General features: G+C 55.1%; 17 protein-coding genes. 12 read left to right on the plus strand and 5 right to left on the minus strand.

What is annotated here, in order from left to right:
* Positions 1–31: 31 nt before the first annotated feature.
* The 12 genes from C3406_RS05400 to emrB all read left to right on the plus strand — a co-directional run bounded on the left by C3406_RS05400 (position 32) and on the right by emrB (position 12,978).
* Positions 32–358: a DUF883 family protein gene (locus C3406_RS05400; RefSeq protein WP_103822647.1), complete on the plus strand. Its 327-nt coding sequence runs from the start codon at positions 32–34 to the stop codon at positions 356–358.
* A 241-nt stretch (positions 359–599) separates the two neighbouring features.
* Entirely contained in the window at positions 600–845 is a 246-nt protein-coding gene (gene nrdH, locus C3406_RS05405; protein ID WP_305773798.1) for a glutaredoxin-like protein NrdH, read from the plus strand.
* Entirely contained in the window at positions 842–1,252 is a 411-nt protein-coding gene (gene nrdI / locus C3406_RS05410; RefSeq protein WP_103822649.1) for a class Ib ribonucleoside-diphosphate reductase assembly flavoprotein NrdI, read from the plus strand. Before nrdH ends, nrdI begins: the two co-directional genes overlap by 4 nt.
* A complete protein-coding gene (gene nrdE, locus C3406_RS05415) occupies positions 1,225–3,369 on the plus strand; it encodes a class 1b ribonucleoside-diphosphate reductase subunit alpha (RefSeq protein WP_103822650.1) in 2,145 nt (714 codons plus the stop codon). The genes nrdI and nrdE overlap by 28 nt, the downstream gene beginning before the upstream one ends.
* 9 nt (positions 3,370–3,378) lie before the next feature.
* Positions 3,379–4,338 (plus strand): class 1b ribonucleoside-diphosphate reductase subunit beta, encoded by a 960-nt coding sequence (gene nrdF / locus C3406_RS05420; protein WP_103822651.1) that lies wholly within the window; start codon positions 3,379–3,381, stop codon positions 4,336–4,338.
* A gap of 341 nt (positions 4,339–4,679) precedes the next feature.
* A complete protein-coding gene (gene proV / locus C3406_RS05425; RefSeq protein ID WP_103822652.1) occupies positions 4,680–5,882 on the plus strand; it encodes a glycine betaine/L-proline ABC transporter ATP-binding protein ProV in 1,203 nt (400 codons plus the stop codon).
* Positions 5,875–6,945, plus strand: coding sequence for a glycine betaine/L-proline ABC transporter permease ProW (gene proW, locus C3406_RS05430; protein WP_103822653.1), 1,071 nt, complete (start codon positions 5,875–5,877; stop codon positions 6,943–6,945). The genes proV and proW overlap by 8 nt, the downstream gene beginning before the upstream one ends.
* Before the next feature lie 9 nt (positions 6,946–6,954).
* Positions 6,955–7,950, plus strand: a complete 996-nt coding sequence (gene proX / locus C3406_RS05435; RefSeq protein ID WP_103822654.1) for a glycine betaine/L-proline ABC transporter substrate-binding protein ProX — start codon at positions 6,955–6,957, stop codon at positions 7,948–7,950.
* A 142-nt stretch (positions 7,951–8,092) separates the two neighbouring features.
* A complete protein-coding gene (locus C3406_RS05440) occupies positions 8,093–9,277 on the plus strand; it encodes an MFS transporter (RefSeq protein WP_103822655.1) in 1,185 nt (394 codons plus the stop codon).
* Between the two features lie 309 nt (positions 9,278–9,586).
* The gene (mprA, locus tag C3406_RS05450) at positions 9,587–10,117 is read left to right on the plus strand and encodes a transcriptional repressor MprA (RefSeq protein ID WP_039029994.1); all 531 of its coding nucleotides are present in this window, start codon (positions 9,587–9,589) and stop codon (positions 10,115–10,117) included.
* A gap of 124 nt (positions 10,118–10,241) precedes the next feature.
* Positions 10,242–11,414: a multidrug efflux MFS transporter periplasmic adaptor subunit EmrA gene (emrA, locus tag C3406_RS05455; protein ID WP_103180870.1), complete on the plus strand. Its 1,173-nt coding sequence runs from the start codon at positions 10,242–10,244 to the stop codon at positions 11,412–11,414.
* 16 nt (positions 11,415–11,430) lie between these two features.
* Positions 11,431–12,978, plus strand: coding sequence for a multidrug efflux MFS transporter permease subunit EmrB (emrB, locus tag C3406_RS05460; protein WP_103822657.1), 1,548 nt, complete (start codon positions 11,431–11,433; stop codon positions 12,976–12,978).
* A gap of 65 nt (positions 12,979–13,043) precedes the next feature.
* On the opposite strand, the gene C3406_RS05465 is transcribed toward emrB, so the two are convergent.
* The 5 genes from C3406_RS05465 to gshA form a co-directional block, all read right to left on the minus strand.
* Positions 13,044–14,213, minus strand: a complete 1,170-nt coding sequence (locus tag C3406_RS05465) for an FKBP-type peptidyl-prolyl cis-trans isomerase N-terminal domain-containing protein (protein WP_103822658.1) — start codon at positions 14,211–14,213, stop codon at positions 13,044–13,046.
* A gap of 2 nt (positions 14,214–14,215) precedes the next feature.
* Positions 14,216–15,754 (minus strand): coiled-coil domain-containing protein, encoded by a 1,539-nt coding sequence (locus tag C3406_RS05470; protein ID WP_103822659.1) that lies wholly within the window; start codon positions 15,752–15,754, stop codon positions 14,216–14,218.
* Positions 15,751–16,119 carry a hypothetical protein gene (locus tag C3406_RS05475; protein ID WP_146052340.1) on the minus strand — a complete coding sequence of 123 codons (369 nt, stop codon included), beginning with the start codon at positions 16,117–16,119 and terminating at the stop codon, positions 15,751–15,753. The genes C3406_RS05470 and C3406_RS05475 overlap by 4 nt, the downstream gene beginning before the upstream one ends.
* Positions 16,120–16,358: 239 nt before the next feature.
* The gene (gene luxS / locus C3406_RS05480; RefSeq protein ID WP_103822661.1) at positions 16,359–16,874 is read right to left on the minus strand and encodes an S-ribosylhomocysteine lyase; all 516 of its coding nucleotides are present in this window, start codon (positions 16,872–16,874) and stop codon (positions 16,359–16,361) included.
* 152 nt (positions 16,875–17,026) lie between these two features.
* A complete protein-coding gene (gene gshA / locus C3406_RS05485) occupies positions 17,027–18,571 on the minus strand; it encodes a glutamate--cysteine ligase (protein WP_103822662.1) in 1,545 nt (514 codons plus the stop codon).
* Between the last annotated feature and the right edge of the window lie 67 nt (positions 18,572–18,638).

Genomic DNA, 18,638 nt, shown 5'->3' on the forward strand with positions numbered 1-18,638 from the left:
GTTTATTACCGCAAATTCAAGGGAGAATTGTATGTTTAGCCGATCAAACCGAAACGATGTTGAGGACGATGCTCAGGATATCCATAACGATGTCAGGAAATTAGCGGATACGCTGGAAAGCGTTTTGAAATCCTGGGGATCGGATGCGAAGGGCGAAGCGGAAGATGCGAGACGTAAGGCGCGGTCGCTACTGCGCGAAACCCGTGCGCGTCTTAATGGATGTTCCACCAGCAAGCAGTCTGCCTGCGATGCCATAAACTGTGCGAACACCTTTATTCGCGAGAGACCCATGTGTGCGGTAGGTACCGTCGCGGCCGTCGGGATCTTCATCGGTGCGCTGCTCGCCCTGCGTAAGTAACGCCCAACGCCGAACTATGCTCTTCTACCCCAATGCCCTGCGGTGTTGGGGTTTTTCATTTTTATAAGCCATAGCCCCCCTTCCCGTAACAGTTGTTACCGGCAGCAAATACGCTTGAATTTCCCATATCTTGTGTGGTTGAAAGTTTAGATAACTACATCTAGTATCCCTTTTAGCAAGACAGACTCCTGGTGACGCGTTCAATCGCGTTGGACTCCCATTTTAAATGGAAATACGAATCATGCGCATTATTATTTACACTCGTGACAACTGTGTGCAGTGCCATGCCACCAAACGCGCCATGGAGAGTCGGGGCGTGAGCTTCGAACTGGTGAATGTGGATCAGGTTGCCGACGCGGCAGAGAGGCTTAAAGCCCAAGGGTTCCGCCAGTTGCCGGTGGTGGTCGCCGGGGAGATAAGCTGGTCGGGGTTCCGTCCGGACCTGATTAACCGGCTGCCGCAGGCTGCGCAGGCCGCCCGGGCATGAGCCTGCTCGTCTACTTCTCCAGCAGCTCGGAGAACACGCACCGCTTTATCGTGCGCCTCGGGCTGCCCGCCGTGCGGATCCCGCTGAACGAGCGGGAGCGCATTCAGGTGGACGAGCCTTTTATTCTGGTGGTGCCCAGCTACGGCGGCGGTGGAACCGCCGGGGCGGTACCGCGCCAGGCGATCCGCTTTCTTAACGATCCCCATAACCGGGGGCTTATCCGCGGGGTGATCGCCGCCGGCAACCGTAATTTCGGCGATGCCTTCTGCCGCGCCGGGGATGTCATCTCACAAAAGTGCGGCGTGCCGTACCTCTATCGCTTTGAGCTGATGGGGACACAGCAGGACGTCGACAACGTGCGTAAAGGAGTAAACGAATTTTGGCAACGACAACCGCAGAACGCGTGATGCAGGGATCGCAGGATTTCCATGCCCTGAACGCTATGCTGAACCTGTACGATGGTGACGGGAAGATCCAGTTCAGCAAAGATCATGAGGCGGTGGACGCCTTTTTTAACGCCCATGTCCGCCCCAACAGCATGACCTTTGCCAGCCCGCAGGCGCGTCTGGACTACCTGCTCAGGGAAGGTTACTACGACCCACGGGTGCTGGTGCGCTATGAGAGCAGCTTTGTGCTGGCGCTCTTTGCCCATGCCCATGCCAGCGGTTTTCGTTTCCAGACCTTCCTCGGCGCCTGGAAGTTTTACACCAGCTATACGTTGAAAACTTTTGACGGAAAGCGCTATCTGGAAAGCTTTGAGGATCGGGTGGTGATGGTCGCCCTGACTCTGGCCCAGGGAGATGAAACGCTGGCCCGCCAGCTGACGGATGAGATCCTTTCCGGGCGTTTTCAGCCCGCCACGCCTACCTTCCTCAACGGCGGCAAGGCGCAGCGCGGGGAGCTGGTCTCCTGTTTCCTGCTGCGTATTGAAGACAACATGGAGTCGATTGGCCGGGCGGTCAATTCGGCGCTACAACTTTCCAAACGCGGCGGCGGCGTGGCCTTTTTACTCTCGAACCTGCGGGAAGCGGGGGCACCCATCAAGCGCATCGAGAACCAGTCCTCCGGGGTGATCCCGGTGATGAAGATGCTGGAAGATGCCTTCTCCTACGCCAACCAGCTCGGCGCACGCCAGGGGGCCGGGGCGGTCTATCTTCATGCCCATCACCCGGACATCATGCGTTTTCTTGATACCAAACGCGAGAACGCCGACGAAAAAATTCGCATCAAAACCCTCTCCCTGGGGGTGGTGATTCCGGATATCACCTTCCGGCTGGCAAAAGAGAATGCCGATATGGCGCTCTTCTCCCCTTACGACGTGGAGCGCATCTACGGTAAGCCGTTTGGCGATGTGGCGGTGAGCGAGTTGTATGACGAGATGGTGGCAGATACGCGGATCCGCAAAAAAACCCTCAACGCCCGAGAGTTCTTCCAGCGGCTGGCCGAGATCCAGTTTGAGTCCGGTTATCCCTACATCATGTACGAGGACACGGTCAACCGCGCCAGCCCCATTGCCGGGCGCATCAATATGAGCAACCTGTGCTCGGAGATTTTGCAGGTTAACAGCCCTTCAACCTATGACGAGAACCTGGACTACGCCCGTATCGGGCACGATATCTCCTGCAATCTGGGCTCGCTGAATATTGCCCATACCATGGACTCGCCGGACTTTGGCCGCACCGTTGAGACCGCGGTGCGCGGCCTGTCGGCAGTGTCGGAGATGAGCCACATCCGCAGCGTGCCGTCGGTAGAGGCCGGGAATGCCGCCTCGCACGCCATTGGGCTGGGGCAGATGAATCTGCACGGCTATCTGGCGCGGGAGGGCATTGCCTACGGCAGCCCGGAGGGGCTGGATTTCACCAACCTCTACTTCTACACCATCACCTGGCACGCGCTGAACACCTCAATGATGCTGGCCCGTGAAAAAGGGCAGCGATTCGCCGGTTTTGAGCAGTCGCGTTACGCCAGCGGAGAGTACTTTAACCTGTACCTCAGCGGCGACTGGCAGCCAAAAACGGAAAAAGTGCGGGCGCTGTTTGCCCGCGCCGGGGTCCGCCTGCCGACGCGGGCGATGTGGCAACAGCTGCGCGACGACGTGATGCGCTACGGCATCTACAACCAGAATCTGCAGGCGGTACCGCCCACCGGGTCGATCTCGTACATCAACCATGCCACCTCGAGCATCCACCCGATTGTGTCGAAAATCGAGATCCGCAAAGAGGGGAAAACCGGGCGCGTCTACTACCCTGCCCCGTTTATGACGAATGAGAATCTGGACCTCTATCAGGATGCCTATGAAATCGGCCCGGAAAAAATTATCGATACCTACGCCGAGGCGACAAAACATGTCGATCAGGGGCTGTCGCTGACGCTCTTCTTCCCGGACACCGCCACCACCCGCGACATCAACAAAGCGCAGATCTATGCGTGGAAGAAAGGGATCAAGACCCTGTACTACATTCGCCTGCGCCAGCTTGCGCTGGAAGGCACCGAAACAGAAGGCTGCGTGTCCTGCGCGCTGTAAGGAGAGAGCATGAAACTGTCCCGGGTTCACGCCATTAACTGGAACAAGATTGAAGATGACAAAGATCTGGAGGTATGGAACCGCCTGACCAGTAACTTCTGGCTACCGGAAAAGGTGCCGCTGTCGAACGACGTTCCGGCGTGGCAGACCTTAAGCCGCGAAGAGCAGCAGCTCACTATCCGCGTCTTTACCGGCCTGACGCTGCTCGACACGGTGCAGAATACGGTGGGCGCACCGGCGCTGATTGACGATGCGCTGACCCCGCACGAAGAGGCAGTGATGTCGAATATCAGCTTTATGGAGGCGGTGCATGCCCGCTCCTACAGCTCCATCTTCTCGACGCTTTGTCAGACCAAAGATGTGGATGCCGCGTACCGCTGGAGCGAAGAGAGCGTTACGTTGCAGCGTAAAGCCCAGCGGGTACTGGAACATTACCGCGCCGACGAACCGCTGAAGAAGAAGATTGCCAGCGTCTTTCTGGAGTCGTTTCTCTTCTACTCCGGCTTCTGGCTGCCGATGTACTGGTCGAGCCGGGGTAAGCTCACCAATACTGCGGATCTGATTCGGCTGATCATCCGGGACGAGGCCGTGCACGGGTATTATATTGGGTATAAGTATCAGAAAGGGCTGGAGAAAGTTAGCGAGGCCGAACGCGAGGCGTTGAAGGGTTTTGCGCTGGATCTGCTGATGGAGCTGTATGATAACGAGTTGAGCTATACCGACGAGCTCTATGCCGGAACGGGCTGGGAGGAGGATGTGAAAGCGTTCCTCTGTTACAACGCCAACAAAGCGCTGATGAACCTCGGCTACGAGGCGCTCTTCCCGCCGGAAATGGCGGAGGTAAACCCGGCGATCCTCGCCGCGCTCTCGCCGAATGGTGACGAAAACCATGATTTTTTCTCCGGGTCGGGATCGTCCTATGTCATGGGAAAAACGGTGGAGACAGAAGACCAGGACTGGGATTTTTAAGTGAAATAAATCGGTTTTCAATGCGAAATATATCACTTAATGTCTGACAAATATCTCTTCGTGATCTACGCTGTAATTCTCCGGTCATATTCGCCTGGATCACATCGATTCAGGCGAAATTTCCCATCCGCACGGTAAAAATCTCAAAAAAATTCATCTCCCGCTCAGCCCTTATCTCATGGGAAATTGAGCGATATTGTCCGCATGCAAACCACGGCAAAATTCATGCCACAAGCGCCGCAAGGGTTGTCTCAGATTCTGAGTATGTTAGGGTATGGCCTGCTTATTATTTCACTGGTAACGCTATCGATTTAAATAAATAACGGGACATTCTTTATTGCATGGCAATTAAATTAGAAGTTAAAAACCTCTACAAAGTATTTGGCGAGCACCCGCAGAGGGCTTTCAAATATATTGAAAAAGGTCTCTCAAAAGAACAAATTCTGGAAAAAACCGGGCTATCGCTTGGCGTAAAAGACGCCAGTCTGGCCATTGAAGAAGGCGAGATATTTGTCATCATGGGATTATCCGGTTCGGGTAAATCCACTATGGTTCGCCTTCTCAATCGCCTGATTGAACCCACCCGCGGGCAGGTGCTGATTGACGGCGTCGATATCGCCAAAATATCAGACGCCGAGCTCCGCGAGGTGCGCAGAAAAAAGATCGCGATGGTGTTTCAGTCGTTCGCCCTGATGCCGCATATGACGGTGTTAAATAACACTGCTTTCGGCATGGAATTAGCCGGCGTACCGGCCAATGAGCGCCAGGAAAAAGCGCTGGATGCGCTGCGTCAGGTGGGGCTGGAAAATTACGCCCACGCATATCCGGATGAACTTTCCGGCGGGATGCGCCAGCGCGTGGGATTAGCCCGCGCATTAGCGATCAACCCCGATATATTATTAATGGACGAAGCCTTCTCGGCCCTCGATCCATTAATTCGCACCGAGATGCAGGACGAGCTGGTAAAACTGCAATCCCGACATCAGCGCACCATTGTCTTTATTTCCCATGACCTCGATGAAGCCATGCGAATTGGCGATCGTATTGCCATTATGCAAAACGGCGAAGTGGTGCAGGTGGGAACGCCGGACGAAATTTTGAATAATCCGGCAAATGATTATGTCCGCACCTTCTTCCGTGGCGTGGATATTAGCCAGGTATTTAGCGCCAAAGATATTGCCCGCCGCACGCCAAACGGCATTATCCGTAAAACACCAGGGTTTGGCCCGCGTTCGGCGCTGAAGCTGCTGCAGGATGAAGACCGGGAATACGGTTATCTGGTTGAACGCGGCAATAAATTTGTCGGCGTGGTCTCCATCGACTCCCTGAAAACCGCCCTTGGCGAAGGTCAGGGGATCGATGCGGCGTTAATCGACGCGCCACTTGCCGTGGACGCGGAAACGCCGCTCAGCGAGTTGCTCTCCCACGTTGGCCAGGCGCCCTGTGCGGTGCCGGTAATTGGAGACGAACAACAGTACGTCGGCATCATTTCAAAACGCATGCTGCTGCAGGCTTTAGATCGCGAGGGGGCAAACAATGGCTGATCAATCTAACCCGTGGGGTACTACAGAGGCGGCGGACAGCGCGGCGCAATCTGCTGACGCGTGGGGTTCTTCTACGCCAGCGCCCACCGACGGCGGTGGCGCTGACTGGCTGACCAGCGCTCCGGCGCCGGAACCAGAACATTTCAATATTATGGATCCGTTCCATAAGACCCTGATCCCGCTCGACCGCTGGGTGACGGAGGGGATCGACTGGGTGGTGACCCACTTCCGCCCTGTGTTCCAGGGGATCCGCGTCCCGGTGGACTACATCCTCAACAGCTTCCAGCAGCTGATGCTGGGGATGCCCGCTCCGGTCGCCATCGTGCTCTTCTCGCTGATTGCCTGGCAGTTTGGCAGCGCGGGAATGGGGATCGCCACGCTGATCTCGCTGATCGCCATCGGCGCCATTGGCGCGTGGTCCCAGGCGATGATCACCCTGGCGCTGGTGCTGACCGCTCTGCTCTTCTGCGTGGTGATCGGCCTGCCGATGGGGATCTGGCTGGCGCGCAGCCCGCGGGCGGCGAAAATTATCCGCCCGCTGCTGGATGCGATGCAGACCACCCCGGCGTTTGTCTACCTGGTGCCTATCGTGATGCTGTTCGGCATCGGCAACGTGCCGGGCGTGGTGGTGACCATTATCTTCGCCCTGCCGCCGATTGTGCGTCTGACCATTCTGGGCATCAACCAGGTCCCGGCGGATCTGATCGAAGCCTCGCGCTCGTTTGGCGCCAGTCCGCGTCAGATGCTCTTTAAGGTGCAGCTGCCGCTGGCGATGCCGACCATTATGGCGGGTGTGAACCAGACCCTGATGCTGGCCCTGTCGATGGTGGTGATCGCCTCGATGATCGCCGTGGGCGGTCTGGGCCAGATGGTGCTGCGCGGGATTGGTCGTCTCGATATGGGGCTGGCCACCGTCGGTGGCGTCGGGATCGTGATCCTCGCCATTATCCTTGACCGCCTGACCCAGGCTGTCGGTCGTGATGCACGCAGTCGCGGCAACCGTCGCTGGTATACCACCGGCCCTGTCGGGTTGCTTACCCGCCCATTCACAACGTCTAAATAAGGAACAACGATGCGACATAGCGTACTTTTTGCCACAGCGTTTGCCACCCTTGCCTCTACCAGCGCATTCGCTGCCGACCTGCCGGGCACCGGTATTACCGTGCAACCGGTCCAGAGCACCATCTCCGAAGAGTCATTCCAGACCGGGCTGGTCAGCCGGGCGCTGGAGAAACTGGGTTATACCGTCAACAAGCCCAGCGAAGTGGATTACAACGTTGGCTATACCTCCATTGCCTCCGGCGATGCCACCTTTACTGCCGTGAACTGGCAGCCGCTGCATGACGACATGTACAGCGCGGCGGGCGGCGATAAAAAGTTCTACCGTGAAGGGACCTTTGTCTCCGGTGCGGCGCAGGGTTATCTGATCGACAAGAAAACCGCCGACCAGTACCACATCACCAATATTGAGCAGCTGAAAGATCCGAAGATTGCGGAGCTGTTCGATACCAACGGGGACGGCAAAGCCGACATGATGGGCTGCTCGCCGGGCTGGGGCTGCGAAGCGGTGATTAACCACCAGAACAAAGCCTTCGACCTGGCAAAAACCGTGGACGTCAGTCACGGGAATTACTCGGCGATGATGGCCGACACCATTGCCCGCTTTAAAGAGGGTAAACCGGTCATCTATTACACCTGGACGCCATACTGGGTGAGCGACGTGCTGAAGCCGGGTAAAGATGTGGTCTGGTTGCAGGTGCCGTTCTCCTCCCTGCCGGGCGAGCAGAAGGATATCGACACCAAACTGCCTAACGGCATGAACTACGGCTTCCCGGTGAATACCATGCACATTGTGGCCAACAAAGCCTGGGCTGAGAAAAACCCGGCGGCGGCGAAGCTGTTCTCGGTCATGAAGCTGCCGCTGGCGGACATCAACGCCCAGAACGCGATGATGCATGCCGGCAAGTCATCTGAGGCCGATGTACAGGGCCATATCGATGGCTGGATCAAAGCCCACCAGCAGCAGTTTGATGCGTGGGTAAATGAAGCCCTGGCGGCACAGAAGTAACGCTACTCTGCTACTCTGCTCCTCTCTCCCGTGAGGGGAGCAGACCGCACGATCCATCACTCAACAACTCCCCGCCTCCTCACTTCATCCGTTATTATGGTTTACGAGAAAATAATCACTTAACTAATGATTTCGAAACCAAATGACAAAAACAACTCAGGGGCTTAGCCCCGCACTTATTCTGCTGATGTCAGTGGCAACCGGTCTGGCGGTCGCCGGCAACTACTATGCGCAACCCCTGCTGGAAACCATCGCCCGCAACTTCTCGCTCTCGGCAAGCTCGGCCGGTTTTATCGTTACCGCCGCCCAGCTGGGATACGCTGTGGGTCTGCTGTTCCTCGTCCCGTTGGGGGATATGTTTGAACGCCGGGCGATGATTGTCTCCATGACGCTGCTGGCCGCGGGCGGGATGTTGATCACCGCCTCCAGCCAGTCGCTGAGCATGATGATCCTCGGCACCGCCCTGACCGGTCTCTTCTCGGTAGTGGCGCAGATTCTGGTGCCGCTCGCCGCCACCCTCGCCTCGCCGGAAAAACGCGGTAAGGTGGTGGGCACCATTATGAGCGGCCTGCTGCTGGGGATTTTACTGGCGCGTACCGTTGCGGGCTTACTGGCGGGTATCGGCGGCTGGCGCACCGTCTACTGGGTCGCCTCGGTGCTGATGGTGGTAATGGCGCTGGCGCTGTGGCGCGGCCTGCCGAAGGTGAAGTCAGAAACCCATCTCAACTATCCGCAGCTGCTGGGCTCCGTCTTTAGCCTGTTCATAAAGGATAAACTGCTACGTACCCGGGCGTTGCTCGGCTGTTTCACCTTTGCCAACTTCAGCATCCTCTGGACCTCGATGGCCTTCCTGCTGGCCTCTCCGCCGTTTAACTATTCCGAAGGGGTGATCGGTCTGTTTGGTCTGGCCGGGGCTGCCGGTGCGCTGGGGGCGCGTCCTGCGGGTGGCCTGGCGGACAAGGGCAAATCGCACCTCACCACCACCGTCGGTCTGGTGATGCTGCTGCTCTCCTGGGCAGCAATCTGGTACGGACATGTCTCGGTGCTGGCGCTGATTGTCGGCATCCTGGTGCTCGACCTGACCGTGCAGGGGGTGCATATCACCAACCAGACCGTGATTTACCGCGTTAAGCCGGATGCCCGTAACCGCCTGACGGCCGGGTATATGACCAGCTACTTTATCGGCGGTGCGGCCGGGTCGCTCATTTCGGCCTCGGCGTGGCAGCATGCCGGCTGGACGGGCGTGTGTGCGGTCGGGGCGGTGATGGCGCTGCTTAACCTGCTGGTCTGGTGGCGTGGTTATCACCGTCAGGAGGCTATTCAATAAGGTTTACATAAGTTTGGGGCTCTCAGGGTGTTAAGGAGCCCCTCAGTCTGTTAAGGTACGCAATCATTTATACCGAAAATTTTTATGTGGGTAATATATTAGAATACCGCATGAATAGCTTACGCCTGATGACCCATCCCCGTTTTGCCAGCGTCACCCCCTCTTTTCTGTGCTTACCGGGTCACGGATCAACCCGGCTCTTGATGACAGTGAAATTCGTCTTGCGGATTTTATCCGCACAAATAATTCATTTACATTATTTGTCACTGTCGTTACTATATCGGCTGTAATTAATGAGGTTATGCCCAAATGGATAGTTCGTTTACGCCCATTGAACAAATGCTTAAATTTCGCGCCAGTCGCTATGCAGATTTTCCTTATCAGGAGATCCTGTTAACGCGTCTCTGCATGCACATGCAGGGTAAGCTGTTGGAAAATCGCAATAAAATGCTGAAAGCTCAAGGGATTAACGAGACGTTATTTATGGCGTTGATTACGCTGGAGTCTCAGGAAAATCACAGCATTCAGCCTTCGGAGCTGAGTTGCGCGCTGGGTTCGTCCCGTACCAATGCGACCCGTATTGCCGATGAGCTTGAAAAACGTGGCTGGATTGAGCGCCGCGAAAGTGACAACGACCGCCGTTGTCTGCACCTGCAACTGACCGAGAAAGGTCACGAATTCCTGCGCGAGGTGCTCCCACCTCAGCACAACTGCCTGCATCAACTCTGGTCGTCTTTAAGTAACGCAGAGAAAGATCAGCTCGAGCATATCACCCGTAAGCTGCTCACCCGTCTGGACCAGATGGATGAAGATGGCGCTGTTCTTGAGGCGCTGCGCTAACGCGACGACACGCTCCAAAATCCAGATTAATAAGAAAACCGTCAGGCCAGCATCTCATCATGCTGGCCTTTCTGATAACAGGTCGGCTCAGCCGATGTGAAATAATAAGATCGTGGAGAACAACATGAGCGCAAATGCGGAGAACACAACCCCGCAGCAACCGGTCAACAAGAAAGGCAAACGCAAGCGCGCCCTTCTGCTGCTGACCTTGCTCTTTATTATCATTGCCGTGGCATATGGGATCTATTGGTTTTTAGTACTGCGTCATAGTGAAGAGACGGATGACGCGTATGTGGCAGGGAACCAGGTTCAGATTATGGCGCAGGTGTCGGGCAGCGTGACGAAAGTCTGGGCTGACAATACCGACTTTGTGCAAAAAGGTGATGTGCTGGTAACGCTCGATCCGACCGATGCCCAGCAGGCGTTTGAAAAAGCGCAGACTGAGCTGGCGTCAAGCGTACGTCAGACCCGCCAGCTGATGATCAACAGCAAACAGCTGCAGGCCAATATTGACGTGCAGAAAACCGCCCTCGCCCAGGCCCAGAGCGACCTCAATCGTCGCGTCCCGCTGGGTTCGGCCAACCTGATTGGCCGCGAAGAGCTGCAACACGCCCGTGACGCGGTCGCCAGCGCGCAGGCTCAGCTGGATGTGGCCCTTCAGCAATATAACGCCAATCAGGCAATCGTGCTGAATACCACGCTCGATCAACAACCGGCGGTAAAACAGGCGGCGACCGAAGTCCGTAACGCCTGGCTGGCACTGCAGCGTACCAAAATCGTCAGCCCAATGACCGGCTACGTTTCCCGCCGTTCCGTGCAGCCTGGCGCGCAGATCACCTCCTCCACCCCGCTGATGGCGGTGGTGCCGGCAACCAACCTGTGGATTGACGCCAACTTCAAAGAGACCCAGCTGGCGCATATGCGTATCGGCCAGACCGCTACGGTCGTCAGCGACATCTACGGCGACGACGTGAAGTACACCGGTAAAGTGGTGGGGCTGGATATGGGGACCGGCAGCGCCTTCTCGCTGCTGCCTGCGCAGAACGCCACCGGGAACTGGATCAAAGTGGTTCAGCGTCTGCCGGTGCGTATCGAGCTGGATGAGAAACAGCTGGCGGACCATCCGCTGCGTATTGGCCTCTCCACGCTGGTGACGGTGGATACCTCCAACCGTGACGGCCAGATGCTGGCAAACCAGGCACGTTCGAACCCGGCCTACGAAAGTAATGCCCGCGAGATCAGCCTTGAGCCGGTGAATAAACTGATCGATGAGATCGTGAAGGCAAACGCCGGTTAATCCGAAGGTGAGCGTTATGCAGCAGCAAAAACCGCAAAAACCGTTGGAAGGGGCGCAGCTGGTCATCATGACCATTGCGCTTTCGCTGGCGACATTCATGCAGGTGCTGGACTCCACCATCGCGAACGTGGCGATCCCGACCATCGCCGGGAACCTTGGCTCATCCCTGAGCCAGGGGACATGGGTGATCACCTCATTCGGGGTGGCGAATGCGATCTCCATCCCGATTACCGGCTGGCTGGCGAAGCGCGTCGGGGAAGTGAAACTGTTCCTCTGGTCAACGATCGCTTTCGTGCTGGCCTCCTGGGCGTGTGGCGTCTCCAGCAGCCTGACCATGCTCATCTTCTTCCGCGTGATCCAGGGGATTGTCGCCGGGCCGCTGATCCCGCTGTCGCAAAGTCTGCTCCTGAACAACTATCCGCCTGCCAAGCGCTCCATTGCGCTGGCGCTGTGGTCGATGACGGTGATTGTCGCCCCGATCTGCGGCCCGATTCTGGGCGGTTATATCAGCGATAACTATCACTGGGGCTGGATCTTCTTTATCAACGTGCCGATTGGCGCCCTGGTGGTACTGCTGACCCTGCAGTCGCTGCGTGGCCGCGAAACCCGTACTGAACAGCGGCGGATTGATGGCGTGGGGCTGGCGCTACTGGTGTTGGGCATCGGTAGCCTGCAGATCATGCTCGACCGCGGGAAAGAGCTGGACTGGTTCGCCTCCCAGGAGATCATCGTTCTGACTGTTGTGGCGGTGGTGGCGCTCAGCTTCCTGATTGTGTGGGAGCTGACGGAAGACAACCCGATAGTCGATTTGTCGCTATTTAAATCGCGCAACTTCACCATAGGTTGTTTGTGTATCAGCCTCGCCTACATGCTTTACTTCGGCGCCATTGTTCTGCTGCCGCAGCTGTTGCAGGAGGTGTACGGGTATACCGCCACCTGGGCAGGGCTGGCGTCGGCGCCGGTCGGGGTGATCCCGGTCCTGCTGTCGCCGATCATCGGCCGCTTCGCCCATAAGCTGGATATGCGACGCCTGGTGACCTTCAGCTTCATCATGTATGCGGTGTGCTTCTACTGGCGCGCCTATACCTTTGAACCGGGCATGGACTTTGGCGCCTCCGCGTGGCCGCAGTTCATCCAGGGGTTTGCGGTGGCCTGCTTCTTTATGCCACTGACTACCATCACCCTCTCCGGTCTGCCGCCGGAAAGGATGGCGGCGGCGTCCAGCCTGTCGAACTTTATGCGTACGCTGGCGGGCTCTATCGGTACCTCAATGACGACGACCATGTGGACCAATCGGGAGTCGTTGCACCATGCGCAGCTGACCGAGTCGGTGAATGTGTTCAATCCGCAGGCGCAGGAGATGTACAGCCAGCTACAGGGAATGGGCATGACCGAGCAACAGGCATCCGGGTGGATAGCACAGCAGATCACCGCGCAGGGGCTGATAATTTCGGCCAACGAGATCTTCTGGCTGTCGGCAGGTGTGTTCATTGTGTTACTGGGGCTGATCTGGTTTGCCAAACCGCCGTTTGGGGCGGGTGGCGGAGGGGGCGGCGCCCACTGACGTGTTTGCCTGAAAAGAAAAACGGATCTGCATGCAGATCCGTTTTTTTATGGCCGCGGTTACGGCTACTTAATCCCAATAATTTTAATCGTGATGATCGAGACTGTACCTGGCGGTACAAAACCGGGAACACCCGACTCACCATACGCCTGCTTCGCCGGGATATGGATTTTTGCCTCTCCGCCCAGGCCCAGCTTTTTCACTACCGTCTGGAACAGCGGCGGTAAATCTTTCACCCGACTGGCACGAATTTCATTTTTGGACATGACCTTACCGGTGCCGAGCACTTCATCGATTTCGGTCATGATTTCATTTTTGTCGTTGATCAGGGGAGCTTCACCTTTTTTAATCACCCTGTAGACAGCGCCATCAGGTAGTCGCTTAGCTCCCTTCTCATTCGCCGCTTTTGTCATGATAGCTTTACTCTGCTTTTCATTTTCACTTTGCGTTGCGACAAACTGTTTTTTCTGTAACTGATCCAGTGCCGTCAGCTCTTTCGAAAGCGTGGCTTCTGCCAGCTGTAGCTTGTTAGTCACCTTATCGTTAAAGCCCTGCATAAAGGCGTTAAGATCGAGTTTTTTACTCAGACCGTCCAGCTTGGCTTTCTCACGCTCTGCCGCATCGCCATACCATGCACCGATTGCGTAGCTGGTCTTCGTATCTTTTGACGCCGTCTTATCAATCTTCACCTGCTGCACAGGCGCAACGTCTTTTCCAGCCTTAGCCTGAGTCTCCTTTAACTTCTGGTTTTCGGCCGTCAGCGCTGTAAGAGAGCTATTTTGCGTTTTATATTTCTCCTCAAGCGAGGCGTTTTGCCTCTGTAGCTCTGCCAGCTGCTTTTTCAGTTCCGCGGCCTCTTTACCTGCGGTCGCCAGCTGCGCGCTGCTCTTCTCTTTCTCAATGCCCGTATTGCTTTTATGTAAAGAGAGCAGGGATTCCTGAGAAGCGATAACTTTTTTAGCATCTTCAAGCTGCTTCAGCACAATATCGGACTTCGTTTTTTCACTGCTGAACTGCTTTTCCTGCTCGGCCAGACGGGTTTCCAGCGTCGCTTTTTGCAGGTTCAGTGCCGATAGCTGCGCTTTTAACGTGTCGAGCTCTTTGACCACACCGGTGCTTTTATCACCGCTCGCTTTAAGGGTAGCCAGCTGCGCATCCAGCACCTGCCGCTGCGCCTGCAGCTCTGCCAGCTGTTTGGTCAGGACGGCATTTTTCTCACGCGTCTCTTTCAACACAATCAGCTCCGTTTCCAGCGCCTTTTCTGCGTCTTCAGATCGCTCAACTCTTTGACCAGCGCGGCGCTCTTTTCATCGGCGATCTTCAGCGCGGCGAGTTGGGTTTCCAGCGCCTTTTTTTGCGCCTGCAGATCGGTCAGCTCTTTTGTGAGCGTCGCATTTTTATCAATGGCCTGTTTCAGCGTCGTCAGTTGAGTTTCCAGCGCTTTCTTCTGCGTTTGCAGGTCGGTCAGCTCTTTAGTGAGCTTCTCTTTCTCGCTCCCGGCATTGCTTTTTTGCATTGCCAGCAGTGACTCCTGAGAAGCCAGGACTTTTTTGGTATCTTCAAGCTGGCTCTGCGCGATGGCGGATTTCGCCTTCTCACTGTTGAACTCTTTCTCAAGCTCGGCCAGCCGCTTTTCCAGCACGGTTTTTTGCTGGTTCTGTGTGGACAGCTGAGTTTTCAGGGCATCGATCTCACCCGTCAGGACAGTGCTCTTTTCAGAGTGAGTTTTAAGAGAGGCCAGCTGGGTATCCAGCGCACTCTTCTGCGCCTGCAGATCGGCCAGCTGTTTGGTCAGCGCGGCGCTCTTTTCATCGGCAGCCTTCAGCGCGGTAAGTTGGGTTTCCAGCGCCTTTTTTTGCGCCTGCAGATCGGTCAGCTCTTTAGTGAGCTTCTCTTTCTCACTTCCGGAGCTGCTTTTTTGCGTTGCCAGCAGTGACTCCTGAGAGGCGAGGACTTTTTTGGTATCTTCGAGCTGGCTTTGCGTAATGGCGAATTTCGCCTTTTCACTGTTGAACTCTTTCTCAAGCTCGGCCAGCCGCTTTTCCAGCGCGGTTTTTTGCTGGTTCTGAGTGGACAGCTGAGCTTTCAGGGCATCGATCTCCCCCGTCAGCACAGTGTTTTTTTCAGAGTGAGTTTTAAGAGAGGCCAGCTGGGTATCCAGCGCATTCTTCTGCGCCTGCAGGTCGGCCAGCTGTTTGGTCAGCGCGGCATGCTGCGCGTTGGCTTTACGCAGTTGTTCCGCCAGTTCCGCGTTTTTTTGTTTCTCGATATCAGCAGACTTTGGCAATGCCGCAATGAGGCTTTCGACAGCAATTTTTTGCGCACTGCCATCCGGTTGCGGTTTAAGCCGGGCGATCGCCTGCTCCTTTTCCGCAACGCGATCCTTTTCATGGGCAACCGCCTGTTCCAGAGAAGCTTTCTCTCTTTCTAAAACACTTAGCTGTTTATTTAACGCGGTAATGGTGGAGTTGGCCTGGCGAAGCGCGTCGTTCAGACGCGTAATTTTTGCCGGGTCTATCCCGGCAGCCTTGTCACTTTTAACGGCACTGGCACGGGGTACCGGATCAGCAGGCTTACTCGCCTGCGATTGGGGAAGATCCACTGCCGCCTTCTGGGGAGTTGTAGCGGTTTCAGAGGCAATAAAGGGGTTAGTTTTCTCCTGGCCGATAATTTTTTCATCATCCAGACGCTTTAATAAATCCGTGCCAACTGCAAGCGCCTTTCCGCCTGATAATAACAATCCGCAGTACAGTGCTGCGCTAAAGAATTTATTCATAACTTATTCATTTCATTAGCACGGTTCATCATGTTGGTATAGACCGTATTACGAATCCTTACGCATACCAGCGATAATTTTTTATTAATTTCGGTGAGCATAACCTCCGAAGCATTACCATCCACCAGGGATTTATTCGATTCGTAAATTTTATAGTTTTTATTAATATTATCGAATTGCTTACGGTAGGATTCATAGGCTACGGGGTCGAGCTTCTGTAACGCGGAAAACTCCTGATAGCATTGCACTTCCTGCTTACGTTCAGCAGGTGCTTTCGCAATAGGCGTCGTAACGCTTCCAGATCCGCATGCAGACAAAAAAAGAGTAGAAAAAAGGATGGCGGCACCTGTCAAATAAACTTTCATAAATCCCTCTGATTTTTATCTATTCCATGAAATATCAACGCACCCATAATTACAATGAATGCGTATTAATACATCATCCATAGATATAATATATAATTAACCATCATGCGTTGGCTGCAATAATAGTCACAAAGAGAGGGATGCACAACGAGAGATAATTTTTTAGGAATTTATAAATAAACAAGGCAGAAGGGAGTAAAATTACCCAGCTCACGCTTTGTTGAGAGCCGGGTAATGAACTAGATGTGCAGTTCCTGCAGCTTCTCTTTTGGCAGCGCCAGTTCGTCGTTGCTGTTAACGCGAACGTCACGCTCAAGAATGTGGCGGGCGATATCCTGTGCTTCTTCCAGAGAGTGCATCTGATATGTGCCGCACTGGTAAACGTTAAGTTCCGGGATCTGGTTCTGCTCTTTCACCTTCAGCACGTCAGCCATCGCCGCTTTCCAGGCCTCAGCAACGCGGGTCTCTTCCGGCACCCCAATCAGGCTCATGTAGAACCCGGTACGACAACCCATAGGCGAAATATCGATGATCTCAACGCCGTTACCGTTCAGGTGATCGCGCATGAAACCGGCAAACAGGTGCTCCAGAGTGTGAATGCCTTTTTCCGGCATCACTTCTTTATTCGGTACGCAGAAACGCAGGTCGAATACCGTGATCGTATCGCCGTGCGGGGTATGCATGGTCTTCGCAACGCGTACAGCAGGTGCTTCCATACGGGTATGGTCGACAGTAAAGCTATCTAATAACGGCATACGTCACCTCCGATAGTGATTTTTTTTTAAAAATAATGAACTCTTCAATTCAACGCGAGTCTGAGTATATGAAAGACGCGCATTTGTTATCATCATCCCTGTTCTTCAGAGATGTTATTTTGGCCACAGCGATGTGGCCTTTTTCTTTTCTGTCAGCCTTGTTTCGCCAGAAACTCAGCAAACGACTCTGTATCCGCCGCCTCAATCTCAGCCTGACGCACCATTGATGCTTCGCGTTCAGCAGCAAACTCGGCTTCGGTAAGCACTTCCAGCGGCTCCTGCAGCAGCATATCGCGATACTCCGCCGCCAGCGCACGGCCGGTGCCACCAATACCCCGATCAATCATAGAACGCAGAATGCGTGCCGAGAATGTCAGCTCCGGATTATCAAAACTTTCGACCAGCTGATCGCACACCTGCTGATACTCATCACCACCATAAACGCTATCCAGCGTGTGGGCGACACGTTTGAGATCGCGGAACAGATCTTTCCCCACCTGCTGCAGCGGGAACTGTGCCGTCTGGCAACCGATGCCCAGCGTCAGGCCTGGTTTGCGCCCTTCGAGGATCACCCGGTTCCAGTTAGTGCGGGTGCAAAGCAGTTCGTCAGAACTCATTTCCGGCGCATCGGCCAGCACGCACCAGACCATAAACAGATCGAGGAAGCGTACCTGCTGCTCGTCCACGCCAATTGGCGAGAACGGGTTGATATCCAGGGAACGTACTTCGATGTACTCAATCCCACCGCGCTGTAACGCATCCGACGGAGTTTCTCCGCTGCGCGTGACGCGTTTCGGACGGATAGGCGCATACAGTTCGTTTTCAATCTGTAAAACGTTACTGTTGATTTGCAGGCGCTTACCGTCTTTCTCAAGACCGATCTCTTCGTAGGCTTCCGACGGGGTTTTGATCGCCCGCTTTAATCCTGCCACATACTCATGTAGATCGTTAAACGTAATTCCGAGATTGCTTTGCGATTTATTGGTATAACCCAGGTCGCTGAGACGCAGGGAGGTCGCGTACGGCAGGTAGTACATGCCGCATTCGGTTTTCTCAAACGGCAGCGTGGTCGGTTTGCCCTGCAGGAAAGAGGAGCAAATCGCCGGAGAAGCACCAAACAGATATGGGATGACCCAGCCGAAGCGATAGTAGTTACGAATCAGGCGGAAATAGCCTGCGGAGATCGCCTCTTTATCCGTTTCGCCGCACTTCGCCTGCCAGAATGCCATCGGCAAGGAGAAGTTATAGTGCACGCCAGAAATCGTCTGCATCAGCGCACCATAGCGATTTTTTAATCCTTCGCGATAGAGCGTTTTCAGACGACCGATATTGGAGGTGCCGTACTGCGCCAGTTCAATATCCTGCCCCTGCGCGATATAGCAAGGCATACTCAGCGGCCACATCCGCTCATCACCCAGATTACGAGCGCTGTAGCGATGAATGTCACGCATGATTTTCAGCATGTGGTCAATTTCGCCGTCGACCGGCGTAATAAACTCAAGCAGTGCTTCGGCGAAATCAGTGGTGATCCATTTATGGGTCAGCGCCGAACCCAACGCCTGTGGATGGCCCGTCGTTGCGAGACTGCCGTCTGCGTTAACGCGCAGCGTTTCGCGCTCAAGACCGCGCTGAATACCCTTCAGAGCCTGAGGGTGGTTTTCCAGCCAGGCCAGTGCCTGTGATACGTCCGGGATCAATTCGACCTCCCGCCTGTCAAAATCATTTTATTTAGCATAATTGTAATGGTTTCTGGTCACAAACAGT

This window comes from Leclercia sp. LSNIH8 (assembly GCF_002920195.1).
GTDB lineage: Bacteria > Pseudomonadota > Gammaproteobacteria > Enterobacterales > Enterobacteriaceae > Enterobacter.

What these genes read in the sequence shown, in the direction of transcription:
- C3406_RS05400 (WP_103822647.1), top strand. Translation starts at nt 32, where the DNA reads ATGTTTAGCCGATCAAACCGAAACGATGTTGAGGACGATGCTCAGGAT.
- nrdH (WP_305773798.1), top strand. Translation starts at nt 600, where the DNA reads ATGCGCATTATTATTTACACTCGTGACAACTGTGTGCAGTGCCATGCC.
- nrdI (WP_103822649.1), top strand. Translation starts at nt 842, where the DNA reads ATGAGCCTGCTCGTCTACTTCTCCAGCAGCTCGGAGAACACGCACCGC.
- nrdF (WP_103822651.1), top strand. Translation starts at nt 3,379, where the DNA reads ATGAAACTGTCCCGGGTTCACGCCATTAACTGGAACAAGATTGAAGAT.
- proV (WP_103822652.1), top strand. Translation starts at nt 4,680, where the DNA reads ATGGCAATTAAATTAGAAGTTAAAAACCTCTACAAAGTATTTGGCGAG.
- proW (WP_103822653.1), top strand. Translation starts at nt 5,875, where the DNA reads ATGGCTGATCAATCTAACCCGTGGGGTACTACAGAGGCGGCGGACAGC.
- proX (WP_103822654.1), top strand. Translation starts at nt 6,955, where the DNA reads ATGCGACATAGCGTACTTTTTGCCACAGCGTTTGCCACCCTTGCCTCT.
- C3406_RS05440 (WP_103822655.1), top strand. Translation starts at nt 8,093, where the DNA reads ATGACAAAAACAACTCAGGGGCTTAGCCCCGCACTTATTCTGCTGATG.
- mprA (WP_039029994.1), top strand. Translation starts at nt 9,587, where the DNA reads ATGGATAGTTCGTTTACGCCCATTGAACAAATGCTTAAATTTCGCGCC.
- emrA (WP_103180870.1), top strand. Translation starts at nt 10,242, where the DNA reads ATGAGCGCAAATGCGGAGAACACAACCCCGCAGCAACCGGTCAACAAG.
- emrB (WP_103822657.1), top strand. Translation starts at nt 11,431, where the DNA reads ATGCAGCAGCAAAAACCGCAAAAACCGTTGGAAGGGGCGCAGCTGGTC.
- C3406_RS05470 (WP_103822659.1), bottom strand. Translation starts at nt 15,754, where the DNA reads ATGAATAAATTCTTTAGCGCAGCACTGTACTGCGGATTGTTATTATCA.
- C3406_RS05475 (WP_146052340.1), bottom strand. Translation starts at nt 16,119, where the DNA reads ATGAAAGTTTATTTGACAGGTGCCGCCATCCTTTTTTCTACTCTTTTT.
- luxS (WP_103822661.1), bottom strand. Translation starts at nt 16,874, where the DNA reads ATGCCGTTATTAGATAGCTTTACTGTCGACCATACCCGTATGGAAGCA.